Consider the following 17,351-nt stretch of genomic DNA (forward strand, 5'->3'; position numbering starts at 1 on the left):
TCATATGTCGGACGATCACATTCTCGTCGAGCGGGTGGGCCATGCGCCGGAGGTTCTGACTATCCGCTTCAACCGGCCGGACAAGAAAAACGCCATTACCGATGCCATGTATATGCGCATGGCCGAGGCGTTGCAGGCCGCCAATTCGGACCCGGACATCCGCGTCGTTGCGTTTTTCGGCACGGAAGGCTGCTTTTCCGCCGGTAACGACATGGCCGATTTCCTGGCCTTCGCCATGTCCGGCGGCAAGGGCAAACTCGCAGCCTTGGAACTTCTGAAAGCGCTCGTCGCCTTCGACAAGCCAATGGTATCCGGCGTGGACGGGCTCGCCATCGGCATCGGCACGACGCTGAACCTGCATTGTGACCTGACGGTCGCTTCCAACCGCAGCCTGTTCAAGACGCCCTTCGTGGATCTGGCGCTGGTGCCGGAAGCGGCTTCCAGCCTGCTTGTGCCGAAACTCATGGGCCACCAGCGCGCCTTTGCGCTGCTTGCCATGGGCGAGGGTTTTTCCGCCGAGCAGGCATTGCAGGCCGGGATGATCTGGAAAGTCGTCGCATCAGAACATGTCGAAACCGAAACGCTGGCGCTCGCCACCCGGCTTGCCGCCAAACCACAGCAGGCGCTGAAGATCGCCCGCGATCTGGTTCGCGGAAACCCGGCCGATATTCTCGCCCGCATCGAAGAGGAAGGCCGCCATTTCATCGCGCAGCTGCAAAGTGCTGAAGCGCGGGCTGCTTTCGAGGCATTCATGCGTCGCTGAGTGCCGCGGGAATCGGGAAGCCTGCCGCTTGTTTCTTCTCCCCGCCGGGGAGAAGTCCGCGGCAGCGGGATGAGGGGGCGAGGGTAAAGATATTAGGCAACTTAGCCCCCTCATCCGACCCTTCGGGCCACCTTCTCCCCGGCGGGGAGAAGAAGCCGGCGGCATCGTCGGAAGTTTGAAGCCACTGTGCTTGCGAAGGCGGATTATGTATGGTCGATCAAATCGGTCCGACCAAGACCGGATCGTACAAGCTCTACGCCCGAAAGCCACCCGCATGCGTCACGTCGTTTTCGCCCTGTCCGTCTTCCTCTGCGCCGCCACTGTCACCGAAGCGGCGGCGATAACGCGCCCTCCGGCGGTTTCCGCCGGCATTGTCATTCTGGCGCAATCTGTCATTACCGAAGACGATGGCTCGGATTATTATTCCGGCCGCAATCGCGACCGCCAGCGCCGTGCGCGTTTCGTCTGCGTCATCACCCCGCCGGAGAGCGCCAATCGCCGCCGGCCCTATGTCTGCCCGCTGGAACGGGGGCGTGTGGGTGGGGCTTGCCGCTGCTCGGGTGTGGTCGGCAACGGCACGGTCGATACCGCCTGGTAATAGTAATCCCTCCGCCCTTATTCCTGTGACAGCACAGGAATGAGGGGGTGCAGTCGCAGGCATATGAAGCGCTGCGTCAGCTTCGCTGAGCGGCTCTGCGTCCGGATTGCTTATTTCTCCAGCGTCGCCACCGCTTCCACATGCGGCGACCACAGGAATTGGTCAACCGGCGTGACGCGGGTGATGCGATAGCCGCCCTCGGTCAGGATGGCGAGATCGCGCGCCAGCGTCAGCGGATTGCAGCTCACGGCAACGATCTTCTTCACCGTGCTGCGGGCCAGTTCCTTGCACTGGAATTCCGCACCGGCGCGCGGCGGATCGAACACGACTGCATCGTAATTCTTCAGTTCGCTTGTCATCAGCGGCCGGCGGAAGAGATCGCGCTTCTCGACGCTGACCGGCTTCAGGCCCTGCGTGTTGCGGGCGGCGAAATCCAGTGCCTTCAACGGCTTGTCTTCCGCTTCCACCGCATGAACTCTGCCGACGCGCGCAAGCCGCAGCGCAAAGGTGCCGGAACCGCAGAACAGATCGGCAATGCGTTTGGATTTGCCGATATGGGCAAGCACCAGCTCGGCCATGGCGTCTTCCGCCTGCTTCGTCGCCTGCGTGAAACCGCCGGCCGGCGGCGAAACGGGAACACCGCCGAATTCGATGATCGGCTTCTGCGGTTCGATCAGGATTTCGCCGGCAAGCGAGACGCGGGCAATGCCGCGCATGGCCAGCACTGTTTCCGTGAGCGTGCGCCGCTGCTTGTCATTGACCAACTTGATGCCCTCGACCGAAATATCGAGACCGGAGAGTGTTTCGAGAACGGTGATGCGGAACGGCTCGGCATTCGCCACCATGGAAAGACCGATGGCGCGGATGGCATCCAGTCGCGAGACGATGCCGGGCGAGGTAACGGGACATTCCTCGATGGCGACGATGTGATGGCTGTTCGCCTGGCTGAAACCGAGCAGCAGGCCCTTTTCCGTCTTGCGGGCGGAAAACACCGCGCGGCGGCGTTCGCCGGGGCGACAGATGACAAGATCGTCCACATCAGGCGTCAGGCCCTTCGACTTCAGCGCCGAAACCACCAGCTCGCGCTTGTAGGCATGGTAAGGCTGATCGGAAAGATGCTGCAGCGAACAGCCGCCGCAGGTGCCGTTCTTGCCATCGGGACCGAAGTGGCGGCAGGCCGGTTCACGGCGCTGCGCCGAGGCTTCCGTTATCGACATGACAGTGCCGTGATCCTTGACCTTGGCGATGGCGACCGTTTCACCGGGCAGCGCGAAGGGCACATAGACCGGGCCGTCGGGACAGTGCGCGATGCCGTCGCCCTGCGCGCCGAGGCTCTTGATGGTGACGGTCTGTGTACTCATGGCTTTTCGCCTCCGAGAAGAAATTCGATATTGCCGTCGCCGCCGGAAATCGGCGAGGGAATGAGGCCGAGACTTTTCCAGCCCATGTCCTCCGTCAGCCAGCGCTCCAGTTCGGCCGCCACGGCGGGCGCGGTGTCCGGCTCCTTCAGAAGCCCGGCCTTGCTGATGGCGTCGCGCCCCGCCTCGAATTGCGGCTTCACCAGCAGGACAGCCAGAGCGCCTGATCCAGCAAGCTCAAGTGCCGGGGCAAGTGCGAGCTTCAGCGAAATGAAGGACACGTCTGAGACGATGAAACCGATGGCCCGGTGATCGATATCCTCTGCCGTCAGGTAGCGCGCATTCAGCCCTTCCAGATTGGTCACACGCGGATCGTTCTCGATCCTTGGATGCATCTGCCCGTGCCCGACATCGATGGCGGTCACGTGTTTAGCACCACGATGAAGCAGCACCTCGGTAAAACCGCCAGTCGAAGCGCCGACATCAAGACAGTCATGGCCCTTCGGATCGAGCCGGAAATGATCGAGCGCGGCTGTCAGCTTGAGGGCGGCGCGGGAGACGTAAGCCTGCGCGGGATCGCTGATGGCGATCTCGGCATTGCCGGCGACGGTCTGGCTCGGTTTGGTGGCGGTCTTGCCGTTGACGCTCACGGTGCCGCGCGCAATCGCGTCGCGCGCACGCGAGCGGCTGGCAAAGTGGCCGAGCGACACAAGAAGCTGGTCAAGCCGTTCATTTTCAGATGTTTTGGACATGGTTCCGTGTCAATGACCGCCAAACTCCGCCGATGCAAGCGATTTATCGCCGAGACGGGCCGGTGAGGCCCGCTGCCGGCCATAATGGCGATATTGCACCGCAAAGTCAGAATGTTCGATTAATCCAATATAAAGGCTTGTATAGCACTTTGTGCGCAAGGCCCGTGCGGCCACCGGAACCTGCCATGACGGCGCCTCCTCCCATCCACAAAATTGCGACCGTTGCAGCGCAGACGCTTGCTTCGAGGCATCGGGTCGCCGAGAGAGTTTGCGATGTCGCTGAAAAATCTCCCCATCAATCTGAAGCTCATAGCCACCTTCTGTGCCTTGATGAGCGTGTGCCTGCTCGCTTCCGCGGTCGTATTCTGGCAGACGCTGGGGAGCGAGCGTGTCACGATCGAAAACAACCGTACCAAGGATATCATCCAGGCCGTGGATGGCGCGACGGCAGCCATGCTGGAACAGGCCGTCAATCAGCGTGGCTTCCTGCTGTTCCGCAGCGACAGCACCTATAACGATGTATTCGCCCAGCGCGACCTGATGCTGAAGAAGCTCGATGAGGCCCGCGCGCTGGCCGTCGGCCGGCCGGACATTCTGACATCCATCGACGACATGCAGAAATCCGCCACCGTGTTCTTCAAGGAACTGGCGGAACCGCAGATCGCCGCACGCAAGACGACCGAAGCGCCGATTTCCGAAATCATCGAAATCGGCCGCAATCAGGCCAAGGGCCAGCTCGATGGCTTCCGCGCCTCCGCCGCCAAGATCAAGGAGCAGTTGAACGGCCTGTCCGCCGCTTACGCGGCAGAACAGCAGGCAGCCGCACTGAACCTGAAATATGCGCTTCTGGGTGGCGGCGCGGTTGCCGGTCTTCTGGCCGTTGCCCTCATCTGGGCGCTGTCGCGCTCCATCGTCACGCCCATCGTCGGCATGACGGCGGCGATGAGCCGGCTCGCCGATGGCGATCTGACGACGGAAGTTCCGGCCACGGATCGTGGCGACGAAGTCGGCAAGATGGCGAAGGCCGTTCTGGTCTTCAAGGAAGCCGGGCTGGAAAAATCCCGCCTTGCCGGCGAGACCGATCGCATGCGCTCCGCGACAGAGGCTGAACGCCGCCGCAACGAGGAAGAAAAGGCCAAGGACGAAGCCGCCAGCGCCTTCGCCAGCGCCGAACTTGGCAAGGGCCTTGCCGCTCTTGCTGATGGCGATCTTTCTTATCGTATTGAAACGCCCTTTGTGCCTGCCATCGATCCGGTGCGCCTCAATTTCAACAGCGCTGTCGACAAGCTGCAGCAGGCGCTCCAAACCGTTGGCGAGAACGCTGCCGCCATCAATTCCGGCGCTTCGGAAATGCTCTCCGCTGCCGACGATCTGTCGCGCCGCACCGAGCAGCAGGCTGCCTCCATCGAGGAAACCGCTGCCGCACTGGAAGAAGTCACCACCACCGTGCGCGACAGCGCCCGCGGCGCGGAAGATGCCGGCAATCTGGTCCAGCGCGCCCGCGCCGGTGCGGAAAAGTCCGGCGTCGTGGTCCGCAAGGCAGTCGCCGCCATGCGCGAAATCGAGAAATCCTCGGGCGAAATCGGCAACATCATCGGTGTCATCGACGATATCGCCTTCCAGACCAACCTTTTGGCGCTGAATGCCGGCGTGGAAGCCGCCCGCGCCGGTGATGCCGGCAAGGGTTTTGCGGTGGTTGCGCAGGAAGTCCGCGAACTCGCCCAGCGTTCCGCCAATGCCGCCAAGGAAATCAAGACGCTGATCGGCGCTTCCAGCCGGCAGGTGGAAAACGGCGTCAATCTCGTCGATGAAACCGGCAAGGCGCTGGACCTCATCGTGGCGGAAGTCGAAGAGATCAATGCCCATGTCAGCGCCATCGTCGTTGCTTCCCGCGAACAGGCAACCGGCCTGCAGGAAATCAACACGGCCGTAAACACCATGGATCAGGGCACGCAGCAGAATGCCGCCATGGTGGAACAGCAGACCGCCGCCAGCCATTCTCTGGCCCGCGAAGCGGAAGCGCTGAACAGCCTGCTCGGCCAGTTCAGGATGGGTGGCGCTCGTGCTGCCGTTGCGAGCGCCGGCGGCTATTCCGCGCCGCGCCAGTCTTCGGCAAAGCCTGCCTTCCAGTCAGCACCGGCCGCACCGGTCCGCAAGGCTCCGGTAAAATCGGCCTCCGCAACCGCAAGGCCCGTCGCTTCGCCGGCCCGTGCGCTTGGCCAGAGCCTCGCCCGCGCCTTCGGTGGCGCTGCCGAAGCGCCGGCCGCGAAGGATCAGGACTGGACGGAGTTCTGAGCCGAGCTTTTACACTGTACCTATGAATTGGGGGGCCGAAAGGCCCCCTTTTTGCGTCGGCGTTTTCAGACGGGTAGCGTCGCTTAGAGTTTTTTCGCTTTTCTTCGAATCGCGAAAACACTCTAACTCTTTGTTTTGGCGCATTTCCTGACGGAAAACCGGGGTCCACTTTTCCTGGAAATGCTCTATGTGCTCTGTAGCCGGAACATCCGTGCAAAGAACAGCTCATCCGACAGGCGGTGAAGCAGGGCGGCAATGACGGCGGTTGCGGCAACAGCAAAAACGAGGCGTCCGGCCAGAACGCTGTAGACATCCGCGCCTAGCGACATCACCACGAGCGTGTCTTCAATCACGCTATGGGCAAAACCCATGAACACGCAGGACAGAAACACCTGACGCGGTGATATTGTCCCCGATTGCGCCTCGCGGATCAGGAAACCCGCGCCGTAGGAAATGCCGAGGAACAATCCGATGGCGGTGAGATGTTCGGCCTCGCCGCGAATGCCCGCAAGACGCAGCAGGGGCGAAAGCGCTTTCATCATCAGCGCCAGCAGGCCTGTCAGCCTGAGAATCTCAAGGCAAAAGGAAAGGGCAAGCAGGATGACAAGCATCCAGACCATGGTTTCACCGAGACCGAGGAAATAGGCGGTCCATTCAGGCGTGGCGCTCATCGCAATCCAGGCAGGGCTTACCGGGCCTGACAACCATCCCGTCGTTTCCAGAAGCTGGTGCAGGAGAAAGGCATAGAGCAATCCGCCGCCGACGCGCAGCCCCGTGGTGACGATCATGCCGGGGCCCGCCTTTTCAATGATCTTCTGTTCGATGGGCAGGCCATGGGCGAACAGGATGAGCGCCGAAAAAACGGTGATATCGGCAACGGTCAGCGACGATGCGGGCACAAGCGTGAAGATGAGCGGCACGGCACCCCATATGCCGACCAGCATCGCGGTCAGCCAGGCAAGACCGAGTTCCGGCGGCAGGCCGATGAGGTTCATGACCGGCGCAAAGGCAGGCGCCACCGCCTCGATCGCGCCCATCCTCGACAATAGCTCGGTCAGAATGGCGATTGGAACCGTGATCCGCACAAGCACCCAGTAGATTGCAAGCGTTTCCCGCGTTTTTTGCCAGACGGGCAGGAAAAGTGACATGTGAAGGCTCCCTGAAGATTGTTCCCATCACTAATCCCGGCCCGTTCGCATTTGTGGTCAAAGATTGCAGTTTCATGCAATTTTATTGCAAATATGTTAGCCGGCGATATGCTGCCGGCATGGACAGGATCGACAGGAAACTTCTGAACCTCTTGCAGGGCGACGCCTCGCGCACCAATGTGGATATGGCCGATGAGGTCGGGCTGTCCCCGTCCAGTTGCCTGCGCCGCCTGCAGCGGCTGCGCAAGTCGGGCGTGATCGATCGCATCGTGGCGATCCTTAATCCCGCAAAGGCGGGGCGGGTGATCAAGGCTCTGGTGACGGTGGAGCTGAAATTGCACGGCGAGCAGCATATGCGCCGCTTTCTGGATATTGCCAGCGCCGAAGAGGCCGTATCGCAGGCCTATGCCGTCACCGGCGCATCCGATGTCGTGCTGATGCTGCGCCTGCGGGATATGGAAGAGTTCGATGCCCTGTGCGACCGGTTGTTCCGCGACCAGCACAATGTGGCGCGCTTTTTCACCATGGTCGTTATCAAGACGGCGAAAGAAGAAACGGCCATCAGGCTTTGAAACTGATGGCATTGCATCAGGGGGAAGCGTTTAATCATCCCCTTTAACCCAAAGAAAGCCGTGTCTGGCTTTCGGGAAGGCAGTTTTCAGATGACGCCTCGCGTTAAGTTAAGACTTCTGGATGGCGCCTATGGCGTGGCCCGGCTCCATGCCGATGCATCCATTCCAGCCTGGGCCGATGGCGCAGGTTTTCTCAGCATCAGCCGGACCGATGACGAGCTTTCCGTCGTCTGCCGCCAGGAGCGAATCCCTGATGATGTTCAGGCCGATACCGGATGGAACTGTCTCAAACTTCAGGGTCCGTTCGCCTTTGATGAGACGGGCATCGTTCTCTCGGTGATCGAACCGCTATCGACCAACGACATAGGGATATTCGTGGTTTCGACTTTCGATGGCGATCACCTGCTGGTGAAATCGAAGGATCTGGAGAAAGCGCGCGAGCTGCTGGCAAATGCAGGACATTCACTCGTCTAGGATTTGTGAGCATGATCCGCGCGCATGGGGTGCCAGACGGAAATATCGCGCGGGGCATCCAGAAGATCGGGCAGGGCGTCGTGCCATGCCTGCCGATAGGGGCGGTGGATCTGAACGTCGATGACGTCCTGATGGTCGCTCCAGGTCTCATGCAGCAGGAAGCGGTTCTCGTTCTCGCCATCCCGGTGCAGGGTTGCGTTCACGAAGGTCTTTTCGTGCCGCATGGCGTCGAGCAGCGCATTCAGCAATTCGAGAAAGCGGTCACGCTGGCCGGGACGGACCTGGAAGCCGATGAGATAGGTGGTGTGCATGCTCTACTCCTTGGCGCCTTGCATCAGTGCTTCGCGGGTTGCCGCGTCGGCGGGGTAAAAACATTCCAGCACGAGTTCGGACAGCGTGACATCAGTCGCCGTTCCGAAAACCGTGGTGGTTGAAATGAAGCTCAGTATTGTGCCCGAAGAGGGATCACGGAGCTGGAGCGGTATGGCCAGAGGATCGGCTCCTGCATGGCGCGAGGCCTTCGGCGCGGGATAGGCCGCAAGCTCCGCATGCAGCCGGGAAAGCACCTCGTCTCCCGTTTCCTCGACCTGACGGCGCAGGCGTTCCAGCAGGTGATGACGCCATTCGGCGAGATTGACGATGCGCGAACTCAAGCCCTGCGGATGCAGGCTCAGCCTCAAGGCGTTGAGCGGCGGGCGAAGCAGCTCTTCGGAAACATCGGCCAGAAGCGACGTGATCGCCCCATTGGCGAGAACGACGTTCCAGTGCCGGTCAACGGCAAGGGCGGGGAAGGGCATATGTCCGTGCACCACGGTTTCGACGGCCTGCCGGGCCGCCGCCATATCGGGCGCCTCCATCGGTCGCTCGGAATGGATAGGAGCATAACCCGCCGCCAGCATCAGCCGGTTGGCGGCGCGGGCGGGCATCGAAAGCTGCTCCGCCAGTTTCGCGAGCATGTCGCGGCTGGGGGATGATCGCCCGCTTTCCACGAAACTCAGGTGGCGCGCCGATATGTCCGCCTCTATCGCCAGATCGAGCTGGCTCAACCTGCGGCGGGCACGCCATTCCTTCAGCACTTGTCCGACTTGTTCTTGATGATGTGTCATGCCCCGCAGCCTAGCAGAAGGTATCGGCAATGCGATTACCTCTGAGGTAATTGTTTCGCTTCCCGGCACCCGGCATGTTTGGGCCGTCAACCACAAGGAGCGCAATCATGACGCAGCATCTCGCAATCGCCGAAACCTATCTCGCGGTTTGGAACGAGGAGGACAATGAACGCCGCAGGCATCTCGTCGGTCAGGCGTGGGCAGAAAATACGCGCTATGTCGATCCGCTGATGCAGGGCGAAGGGCAGCAGGGGATTGCCGCAATGATCGAGGCGGCGCGGCAGAAATTTCCGGGATATCGTTTCGTGCTCACAGGCACCCCGGATGGCCACGGCAATTTCACCCGTTTCTCATGGCGTCTCATTTCGCCTGACGGAGACGATGTCGCTGGCGGAACCGATGTCGTCAGCCTGAATGCCGAGGGGCGGATCGAAAATGTCGTCGGTTTTCTCGATGGCGCTGCATCATGAGGCAGAGGCGGGGGTAGCCCCGCCTCCTGTCCCGGCAATGCTGTCAGCCGGCGAAACCGACGCCGGCCTGACGCTGGCCGAGCGCATTGAACACGGTGGAAACGATGCCGGCCCGGTCGAGGCCGGCATTGGCATACATGGTCTCGGGCTTGGCCTGCTCCACCCACTGGTCGGGCAGGGTCAGCGTCCGGACCTTGGGGCCATGGTCGAGCAATCCGGCGCTCGCCATGAAATGCAGCACATGTGCGCCGAAACCGCCGACGGAGCCTTCCTCTATCGTCACCAGAACCTCGTGGTGGCTGGCCAGCTGGCGGATGAGATCGAGATCAAGCGGCTTGGCGAAGCGCGCATCGGCAACCGTGGTCGAAAGGCCGGCTGCATCCAGATCTTCGGCAGCCGCCAGGCATTCCGCAAGGCGCGTGCCGAAGGAGAGGAGCGCGACCTTGGTGCCTTCCTTGACGATACGGCCCTTGCCGATCTCAAGAATCTCGCCACGCGCCGGCATCTCGACGCCCACACCTTCACCGCGCGGATAACGGAAGGAAATCGGGCCTTCGTCATAGGCTGCCGCCGTGCGTACCATATGTTTCAGTTCGGCCTCGTCGGCCGCCGCCATCACCACCATGCCTGGCAGGGTGGCGAGGAAGGTGGTGTCGAAGGAGCCGGCATGGGTCGGCCCGTCAGCACCGACAAAACCGGCGCGGTCGATGGGGAAGCGCACCGGCAGGCTCTGGATGGCCACGTCATGCACCAGCTGGTCGTAACCGCGTTGCAGGAAGGTGGAATAAAGCGCGCAGAACGGCTTGTAGCCGTCAGCCGCAAGCCCCGCCGCGAAGGTGACAGCGTGCTGTTCGGCAATTCCGACATCGAAGGTGCGGGACGGGAAAAGCCCGGCCATCTTGTCGAGGCCGGTACCATTCGGCATGGCGGCGGTGACGCCGATGATCTTGTCGTCGAGGGTCGCTTCCTGGATCAGCGCTTCGGCAAAGACGCTGGTATAGCTCGGCGCATTCGGCTTGGCTTTCGCCTGCGCGCCGGTGATGACGTCGAACTTGTTGACGCCGTGATATTTGTCCGCAGCCGCTTCCGCCGGCGCATAACCCTTGCCCTTCTGCGTCACCACATGGATGAGGACGGGGCCTTTCTGGTTGTCGCGCACATTGCGCAGAACAGGCAGCAGGTGGTCGAAGGAATGGCCGTCGATCGGGCCGATGTGATAGAAACCGAGCTCCTCGAACAGCGTACCGCCGGTCACATAACCACGCGCATGGGTCACGGCGCGGGTAATGGCGCGGTCGATGGTCTTGCCGAGATAGGCGGTGAGTTTCTTGCCGAAATCGCGAAAGCCCATATAGGTGCGGCCGGAGGCAAGACGCGCGAGATAGGCGCTCATCGCGCCCGTCGGCGGCGCAATCGACATGTCGTTGTCGTTGAGGATGACGATCAGCCGCGCATCGAGCGCGCCGGCATTGTTGAGCGCCTCAAACGCCATGCCGGCTGACATGGAGCCGTCGCCGATGACGGCGATGACCTTGCGGTCGCTTTCATCCAGCCCCGCCGCCACCGCCATGCCGAGACCGGCGGAAATGGAGGTGGAGGAATGGCCGGCGCCGAAATCGTCATATTCGCTTTCGGCCCGACGCGTGAAACCGGAAAGGCCGCCTTCCTGGCGCAGCGTGCGGATGCGCTCGCGCCGGCCTGTCAGGATCTTATGCGGATAACATTGATGGCCGACATCGAAGATCAGTCGGTCTTCCGGCGTGTTGAACACCTTGTGGATGGCAATCGTCAATTCCACCACGCCGAGGCCCGCGCCCAGATGGCCACCGGTTTTCGACACCGCGTCAATCATCTCGTCGCGCAATTCCCGTGCCAGTTCCGGCAGGTCGCGATCGTCGATCTCCTTGAGATCGGAGGGGAAATTCACCCGGTCGAGCAGTGGAGTCTGTGGCATTCCGGTCAATCGTTCGGCCTTTTCTTGTCGTCAGCAGGGCGTGCCGGAGCGTCTTTCACGTCGAAAGCCGACGGCTCGTGCTGCATGTCGTACACTTCTATAGAATTTCAACCTTCCGGCAAAGGGACAAACTCTTCTTCGTCGCCGGGAACGATGTCGAAGCGTCCGGTTCTCCACTCCTGTTTGGCCTGCTCTATGCGTTCTTTTGATGACGAAACGAAGTTCCACCAGATGTAGCGACGCTGATTGAGCGCCGCCCCGCCGAAGATCATGATGTGACAGCCATTGCTGCCGGCCTGAAGCGTGATGTCGTCGCCGGGCCGGAAGACGAGCAGCTGGTCGGCGGCGAAGATATCGCCGGCCACATCGAGCGAACCGGAGAGAATATAGATCGCCCGCTCCTCATGATCGGCGGAGAAGGGAAATTTCACGCCCGGCTCCAGCGTCAGATCAACGTAAAGCGTATCGGTAAAGGCCGAAACGGGAGAGGTAAGGCCTTCAAATTCGCCGATTACCACCCGGCCGGACGCGCCCCTGATATTGATAAGCGGCATGTCCTCCTTCGCCGTATGGGCAAAGGCCGGGGCGATTTCTTCCATGTTGTCTGGCAGAGCAAGCCAGGTCTGCAGGCCGGACATGGAAAGCGGATGGCCACGCAGGTTTTCCGGCGTGCGTTCCGAATGCACTATGCCACGCCCGGCCGTCATCAGGTTGATGTCGCCGGGGCGGATGACAAGCTCGGTGCCAAGGCTGTCGCGATGTTTGATTTCGCCGTCGAACAGATAGGTAACGGTGGAAAGCCCGATATGCGGATGCGGCTTCACATCCAGCGCTTCACCCGCCTTCAGGATCGCCGGGCCCATGCGGTCGAAAAAGATGAAGGGGCCGACAAGACGCCGCTGCCGCGTCGGCAGCGCCCGACGAACCGCAAAGCCGCCAATATCGCTGGTGCGCGGAATGATGAGATTTTCGATGGCGTCGCAGGCAAAGGCATCACCCGCGACGGGATCGTTACCGGGAAAAAAGGACATCGCACGCTCCTCGTTTTGTCTGGCGGGAGTTTAGCATAACCGAGGGGGAGGGGAGCATCGCGATATCGAACGCAGCGTCAACGATCCTTGTTAACACGACATTGTGAGAACACCTTACGGCCGGAGAAAATTTTCAAACCTCTCCTCCGTCATCCTCGGGCTTGTCCCGAGGATCTAAACACGTCAATAAAATCAATGCATTGCAGATCCTCGGGACAAGCCCGAGGATGACGTCGAGTGTTTGAATCGGGACGTGGCTACCCTATCGAATCACGTCCGAACGCTCCCGCTGAACGCAGTCACTCCCCGTCCAGCGGCTCCACACCCTGCGGCTTGCCCGCACGATCGAGGCGAATCTTCTCGATTCGCTTTTCGGCGGCGTTCAGCAGCGTCTCGCAATGTTTCTTCAGGGCTTCGCCGCGCTCGTAAATGGCGATGGATTCGTCCAGCGCCACATCCCCGCGTTCCAGGCGTGCGACAATGCTTTCCAGCTCGGCGACGGCTTTTTCGAAGGAATAACCGCTGACATCGGCTGTGTTGGCATTTTCCGTCATGTTCAACCCTTCATCATTCTCAAAATATGCATGGCCGCCGATTCCGCCAGCCCTTCCAGATCATAACCGCCTTCAAGCAGGCTGACGACCCGGTTCGAGGCGTATTTGTCCGCCATTTCCAGAAGCCGCCCCGTCGCCCAGTCGAAATCCTCTCCCACCAGATTGATCTGCGCCAGGGGATCGCGGTGGTGCGCATCGAAACCGGCGGAGATGATGATGAGATCAGGCGAAAAATCCGCAATCGCCGGCAGGACGCGCGATTTGAAGGCCTCGCGAAAATACTCGCTGCCGGTATTGGGCGAAAGCGGAGCGTTGACCACATTGTTCTTCACGCCGGTTTCATTTTTATCGCCGCTCCACGGATAGAGCGGCATCTGGTGGGTGGAACAGAACAGCACGGAGGTGTCGTTCCAGAAAATATCCTGTGTGCCGTTGCCGTGATGCACATCCCAGTCGATGATGGCGACGCGCTCCGCCCCATGCACCTTCTGCGCATGGCGGGCGGCAATTGCCGCATTGTTGAAGAGACAAAAGCCCATGGCCTTGGCGGTTTCAGCATGGTGCCCGGGCGGGCGGGCGGCGACGAAGACATTGTCGGCGACACCCGTAAAGACGTCGTCCACCGCCGCCATCGCAGCACCGATGCCGGTCAGCGCCGCCTGCAGGCTTTTCGGCGAGACATAGGTGTCGGCCTCTATGCGGTTGATCTCGCCATCCTCTTCGGGAATCTGGCGCATGACGGCAAGCAGATGCTCCTCCGGATGCGCCAGAAGCACGGCGTCCTCATTGGCCTGCGGCGCTTGCTTCCGTTCAAGGCGCTCGAAATTCGGATGTTCGAGCGCGATGTTCAGCGACCGCAGCCGATCCGGCCGCTCGGGGTGGCCTTCCGGCGTGATGTGTTCAAGGAAGATCGGATGTTCGTAAAGACGGGTCGCCATTCTTTTCCTCCCGGAGAAAGCTAGCTCAGGCGCGCTGCGGCAGAAGCGGATAACCCGCCATCACGGCGCGGCCGGCAAGAGCGGCAAGCACGGCCTTCAGCGCATCGCCGGGAATGAAGGCGAGTGAACCCATGAAAGCCTTTTCGAAACCAAGCCCGACGACCAGCGCCAGATAGGTGATGCCGAAAGCATAAAGCACGACCACGCCGCCGATCAGGCTGGCGATGAAGAAACCGATGCCCTGCGCCAGAGCCGACTGGCCACGGTTGACGAGTTTTTCCGAGAGAGTGCCGGTGACGAAAACCGCTGCGATCCAGCCGATCAGGAAGCCCGTGGTCGGCGTGGTGAAGATGGAAAGGCCGCCGCGTCCGCCCGAGAGCACCGGCAGGCCGATGGCGGCAATCAGGATGGTCAGGAGAACCGCCAGCGTGCCGCGCTTTGCGCCCAGCACGACACCGGCCAGCATGACGCCAAGCGACTGTGCGGTGATCGGCACTGGAATGAAACCGAGCGTGATCGGCGGCAGAAGCCCGAGTGCGATGATGATGGCGGAAAACAGCGAAATCAGCACAAGGTCGCGGGTCGTCATGGCTCGGAAACTCCGGATGGTTATCTGGCCGTCAGCTTTGGCCTCTGAAACCGCGCGCGTCAATGGCGTCGGCAATGGCATCGGCATCCTTCAACGTCATAATCACCAGCGGCACGATGATGGTGGCCATCCGCACCGGCAGGCCGCGCGCCCGGTGCGCATCGCGCACCGCATGGTAACGGTTGACGATTTCAGGCACGAACCGCACGACGAGCCCGACGGCAAGCCCGATATCGGCGGCCTTGACCAGCCCCAGCCTTTCCAGCGGTGCGGCGGCAAGCGCAATTTCGTCCATGAATTGCGAAATGCTGACGGTCATGGTGACGGCGGTGGCGAGAAGCGCCAGTGCTGTCAGCCGCAAAAGATTGACGCTGGCATCATGGGCCGGAAGCAGCAGATAGCTGAAGGCGGCAACGAGCAGAATGGTCAGCATCACCGGGCGCAGCCGCAGGCCGATCTCCCGCAAGGGCAGCCGCGTCTGGCGCAAAATGGCGGCGGCCAGAACCACGGCGCATCCCAGCAAAATCAGGTCTCGGGTAGGGAACAGCGCGATGCTGAAGACCATCAGCGTCAAGAGCTTGAGGCGTGGAGGGACGCGATAGAGCCAGCCAGTGCCTTCGACATGCAGCGATTTCATCGCGATGCCACCTCCAGATAGCGCGCCACCGCCTCTTCGGGGTCGGCATCGGCAACCAGCGCACCCTCGTGGAAGACCAGCACGCGGTCGAAGCCGGCAAGCAGCGGCAGATCGTGGGTGATGACAACAAGCGCCTGCGACAGCGCCGCCATGGTTTTTTCAACGATAGTGCGGTTTTTCAGATCAAGCTGGTTGGTCGGTTCATCGAGAATGAGGATTTGCGGATCGGTGACCAGAAGGGCGGCAAGCGCTGCAAGCTGCAGTTCTCCGCCGGAAAGCTCATGCGCGCGCCGCTCTTCCAGATGGGGAATGCCGAGCCGGGAAAGCACGGCCTTCACCCGGTTTTCGGTCTCCGCCCTACCGATGCCGAGCCGCTTGAGACCGAAGGCGACATCGTCGCGCACGATCGGCAGGATGATCTGGTTCTGCGGATTCTGGAAGATGAAGCCGACCGTCTGCAAGACCGCTTTGGCGTCGCTCACGGTGTCGAGACCGTTTACCGAAACCTTGCCTGCACTCGGCTTGTTCAGCCCGTTGATCAGCCGGGCAAAGGTGGTCTTGCCGGAACCATTGAGGCCGATCACGCCGATGCGCCGTTCCGTCAATGTCACAGACAGCGGCTGCAGGGCCTGCCGGCCCTCGAAAGCGACACCGGCGGCATCGAAACGGATTTCCAAGCTTACATCCTCGCGCTCGTTTTCCGGTTCTATACCCCGTCATCAACAGAAGTGAAACAAGGAACAAAAAAAGAACATTGCAATCCTGAAAAAGCCGTCATACCTTCTGCACCATGACGATCAAGGTTTCGAACGAAGCGGCAAGGCGGATTTTTCTGGCGCGGCAGGGGCTTTCCTCGCCGCCCGGCAAGGCGCTTTCCAAGGACGGGCTGCTGCAGCTCATCACCGATATCGGTTTTGTGCAGGTGGACAGCATCGGCACGGTGGAGCGCGCCCACCACCAGATCATCTTTTCCCGCAACCAGACCTACAGACGCGAGCACCTGACCACGCTCTTGGAAAAGGACCGGGCGCTGTTCGAGCACTGGACGCATGACGCCTCCATCGTGCCGACGGAATTTTACCCCTATTGGAAACACCGCTTCCGCCGCCGCGAGCCGATCATTCAGGAACGCTGGCGCAAATGGCATGGCGAGGGTTTCGATGCGGCTTTTGCCGAGACGCTGGAGCGCATTGCCGCCACGGGTCCGGTTCTGGCGCGGGAGTTGAAGGAGGAGGGGCATCAGTCCGGCGGCTGGTGGAACTGGCATCCTTCCAAGACAGCGCTCGAATATCTGTGGCATACCGGCAAGCTCGCCATATCCGGCCGCGTCAATTTCCAGAAGGTCTATGATCTGGCGGAGCGGGTCATTCCCGGCGAGCACCACGAAAGCGAAGTGGAGCACGCGCAATTCGTCGACTGGGCCTGCCGGCAGGCGCTCACCCGGCTGGGCTTTGCCACCCATGGCGAAATTGCTGCCTTTTTCGATCTCGTTACCCCGCAGGAGGCGAGGGACTGGGTCAAGAACCATCGCGACGAACTGTGCGAGGTCTCGCTTCTCGCAAGCGATGGCGGCGCTGCCCGCCCGTCCTATGCCTTTGCGGATTTCAGCGCCGATGTCTCCGACCTGCCGGAACCGTCGTCCCGCGTCCGTGTGCTGAGCCCCTTCGATCCGCTTTTGCGCGACCGCAACCGCACGGAGCGGCTGTTCGGCTTTTATTACCGCATCGAGGTCTTCGTGCCCGAGCCGAAGCGGCAATATGGCTATTACGTTTTCCCGCTTCTGGAAGGAGACCGGCTGATCGGCCGCATCGACATGAAGGCGGATCGCAAGCGCGGCACGCTGGATGTGCGCCGCCTGTGGCTGGAGCCGGGCGTGCGCGCCTCGGCTGGACGGCTGGAGAAGCTCGACGCGGAACTGGTGAGGCTGGCGAAGTTTACCGGGGTTGAGAGTGTGAATTACCTGGAGGGTTGGCGGGAGGAAAACTGAGGTCTTTCCCTCGGGTGATTTCTAGACGGGGCACGCAGACACGACGTTGCTGATCCGTGATGCCGGATTGTCGCGCGGCGTTGCGGCATATTTCTTCTCCCCGCCGGGGAGAAGGTGGCCCGAAG

The 17,351-nt window shown here is 61.3% G+C and carries 19 protein-coding genes; 7 read left to right on the forward strand and 12 right to left on the reverse strand.

Annotation, left to right across the window (positions count from 1 at the left end; all coding sequences use genetic code 11):
- Positions 1 to 4 precede the first annotated feature (4 nt).
- Both WDZ78_RS10875 and WDZ78_RS10880 read left to right on the forward strand, forming a co-directional pair.
- Entirely contained in the window at positions 5 to 763 is a 759-nt protein-coding gene (locus WDZ78_RS10875; RefSeq protein ID WP_425673017.1) for a crotonase/enoyl-CoA hydratase family protein, read from the forward strand.
- A gap of 274 nt (positions 764 to 1,037) precedes the next feature.
- Entirely contained in the window at positions 1,038 to 1,361 is a 324-nt protein-coding gene (locus tag WDZ78_RS10880; RefSeq protein WP_425673018.1) for a hypothetical protein, read from the forward strand.
- A gap of 110 nt (positions 1,362 to 1,471) precedes the next feature.
- Here the strand turns inward: WDZ78_RS10880 and WDZ78_RS10885 are convergent, their stop codons facing one another.
- Positions 1,472 to 2,722, reverse strand: coding sequence for a class I SAM-dependent RNA methyltransferase (locus WDZ78_RS10885; RefSeq protein ID WP_425673019.1), 1,251 nt, complete (start codon positions 2,720 to 2,722; stop codon positions 1,472 to 1,474).
- A complete protein-coding gene (locus WDZ78_RS10890) occupies positions 2,719 to 3,471 on the reverse strand; it encodes a TlyA family RNA methyltransferase (RefSeq protein WP_425673020.1) in 753 nt (250 codons plus the stop codon). Before WDZ78_RS10890 ends, WDZ78_RS10885 begins: the two co-directional genes overlap by 4 nt.
- 273 nt (positions 3,472 to 3,744) lie before the next feature.
- On the opposite strand from WDZ78_RS10890, the gene WDZ78_RS10895 reads away from it, so the two are divergent.
- Positions 3,745 to 5,766, forward strand: a complete 2,022-nt coding sequence (locus WDZ78_RS10895; protein WP_425673022.1) for a methyl-accepting chemotaxis protein — start codon at positions 3,745 to 3,747, stop codon at positions 5,764 to 5,766.
- A 185-nt stretch (positions 5,767 to 5,951) separates the two neighbouring features.
- On the opposite strand, the gene WDZ78_RS10900 is transcribed toward WDZ78_RS10895, so the two are convergent.
- Positions 5,952 to 6,914: a nucleoside recognition domain-containing protein gene (locus tag WDZ78_RS10900; RefSeq protein ID WP_425673023.1), complete on the reverse strand. Its 963-nt coding sequence runs from the start codon at positions 6,912 to 6,914 to the stop codon at positions 5,952 to 5,954.
- A gap of 119 nt (positions 6,915 to 7,033) precedes the next feature.
- Here WDZ78_RS10900 and WDZ78_RS10905 point away from each other — a divergent pair, with 119 nt between their 5' ends.
- Together WDZ78_RS10905 and WDZ78_RS10910 are read left to right on the forward strand one after the other, a co-directional pair.
- On the forward strand, positions 7,034 to 7,486 hold the full coding sequence (locus WDZ78_RS10905; protein WP_060726071.1) for an Lrp/AsnC family transcriptional regulator: 453 nt from the start codon (positions 7,034 to 7,036) through the stop codon (positions 7,484 to 7,486).
- A 90-nt stretch (positions 7,487 to 7,576) separates the two neighbouring features.
- Positions 7,577 to 7,960 (forward strand): ACT domain-containing protein, encoded by a 384-nt coding sequence (locus WDZ78_RS10910; protein ID WP_425673024.1) that lies wholly within the window; start codon positions 7,577 to 7,579, stop codon positions 7,958 to 7,960.
- Here the strand turns inward: WDZ78_RS10910 and WDZ78_RS10915 are convergent.
- Entirely contained in the window at positions 7,957 to 8,271 is a 315-nt protein-coding gene (locus tag WDZ78_RS10915) for a putative quinol monooxygenase (RefSeq protein ID WP_003503068.1), read from the reverse strand. The genes WDZ78_RS10910 and WDZ78_RS10915 overlap by 4 nt on opposite strands.
- A 3-nt stretch (positions 8,272 to 8,274) precedes the next feature.
- A complete protein-coding gene (locus tag WDZ78_RS10920) occupies positions 8,275 to 9,066 on the reverse strand; it encodes a helix-turn-helix domain-containing protein (RefSeq protein ID WP_425673025.1) in 792 nt (263 codons plus the stop codon).
- A 107-nt stretch (positions 9,067 to 9,173) separates the two neighbouring features.
- Here WDZ78_RS10920 and WDZ78_RS10925 point away from each other — a divergent pair, with 107 nt between their 5' ends.
- A complete protein-coding gene (locus tag WDZ78_RS10925; protein ID WP_020010587.1) occupies positions 9,174 to 9,536 on the forward strand; it encodes a nuclear transport factor 2 family protein in 363 nt (120 codons plus the stop codon).
- Between the two features lie 43 nt (positions 9,537 to 9,579).
- On the opposite strand, the gene dxs is transcribed toward WDZ78_RS10925, so the two are convergent.
- The 7 genes from dxs to WDZ78_RS10960 all read right to left on the reverse strand — a co-directional run bounded on the left by dxs (position 9,580) and on the right by WDZ78_RS10960 (position 15,916).
- Positions 9,580 to 11,499, reverse strand: coding sequence for a 1-deoxy-D-xylulose-5-phosphate synthase (gene dxs, locus WDZ78_RS10930; protein WP_425673026.1), 1,920 nt, complete (start codon positions 11,497 to 11,499; stop codon positions 9,580 to 9,582).
- A 98-nt stretch (positions 11,500 to 11,597) separates the two neighbouring features.
- Positions 11,598 to 12,521: a pirin family protein gene (locus tag WDZ78_RS10935; protein ID WP_425673027.1), complete on the reverse strand. Its 924-nt coding sequence runs from the start codon at positions 12,519 to 12,521 to the stop codon at positions 11,598 to 11,600.
- Between the two features lie 299 nt (positions 12,522 to 12,820).
- Positions 12,821 to 13,075, reverse strand: a complete 255-nt coding sequence (locus WDZ78_RS10940; protein ID WP_003503059.1) for an exodeoxyribonuclease VII small subunit — start codon at positions 13,073 to 13,075, stop codon at positions 12,821 to 12,823.
- 2 nt (positions 13,076 to 13,077) lie between these two features.
- Entirely contained in the window at positions 13,078 to 14,013 is a 936-nt protein-coding gene (locus tag WDZ78_RS10945; RefSeq protein ID WP_425673028.1) for a histone deacetylase family protein, read from the reverse strand.
- A 25-nt stretch (positions 14,014 to 14,038) separates the two neighbouring features.
- Positions 14,039 to 14,602 carry a biotin transporter BioY gene (locus WDZ78_RS10950; RefSeq protein ID WP_003494206.1) on the reverse strand — a complete coding sequence of 188 codons (564 nt, stop codon included), beginning with the start codon at positions 14,600 to 14,602 and terminating at the stop codon, positions 14,039 to 14,041.
- 31 nt (positions 14,603 to 14,633) lie between these two features.
- Positions 14,634 to 15,239 (reverse strand): CbiQ family ECF transporter T component, encoded by a 606-nt coding sequence (locus WDZ78_RS10955; RefSeq protein ID WP_425673029.1) that lies wholly within the window; start codon positions 15,237 to 15,239, stop codon positions 14,634 to 14,636.
- The gene (locus WDZ78_RS10960) at positions 15,236 to 15,916 is read right to left on the reverse strand and encodes an energy-coupling factor ABC transporter ATP-binding protein (RefSeq protein ID WP_425673030.1); all 681 of its coding nucleotides are present in this window, start codon (positions 15,914 to 15,916) and stop codon (positions 15,236 to 15,238) included. The genes WDZ78_RS10955 and WDZ78_RS10960 overlap by 4 nt, the downstream gene beginning before the upstream one ends.
- Before the next feature lie 113 nt (positions 15,917 to 16,029).
- Here WDZ78_RS10960 and WDZ78_RS10965 point away from each other — a divergent pair, with 113 nt between their 5' ends.
- Positions 16,030 to 17,226 (forward strand): winged helix-turn-helix domain-containing protein, encoded by a 1,197-nt coding sequence (locus WDZ78_RS10965; RefSeq protein WP_216330854.1) that lies wholly within the window; start codon positions 16,030 to 16,032, stop codon positions 17,224 to 17,226.
- Positions 17,227 to 17,351: the final 125 nt, after the last annotated feature.

Origin of the sequence: Agrobacterium sp. M50-1, assembly GCF_049843495.1 — a bacterium.
Classification (GTDB): domain Bacteria; phylum Pseudomonadota; class Alphaproteobacteria; order Rhizobiales; family Rhizobiaceae; genus Agrobacterium; species Agrobacterium radiobacter.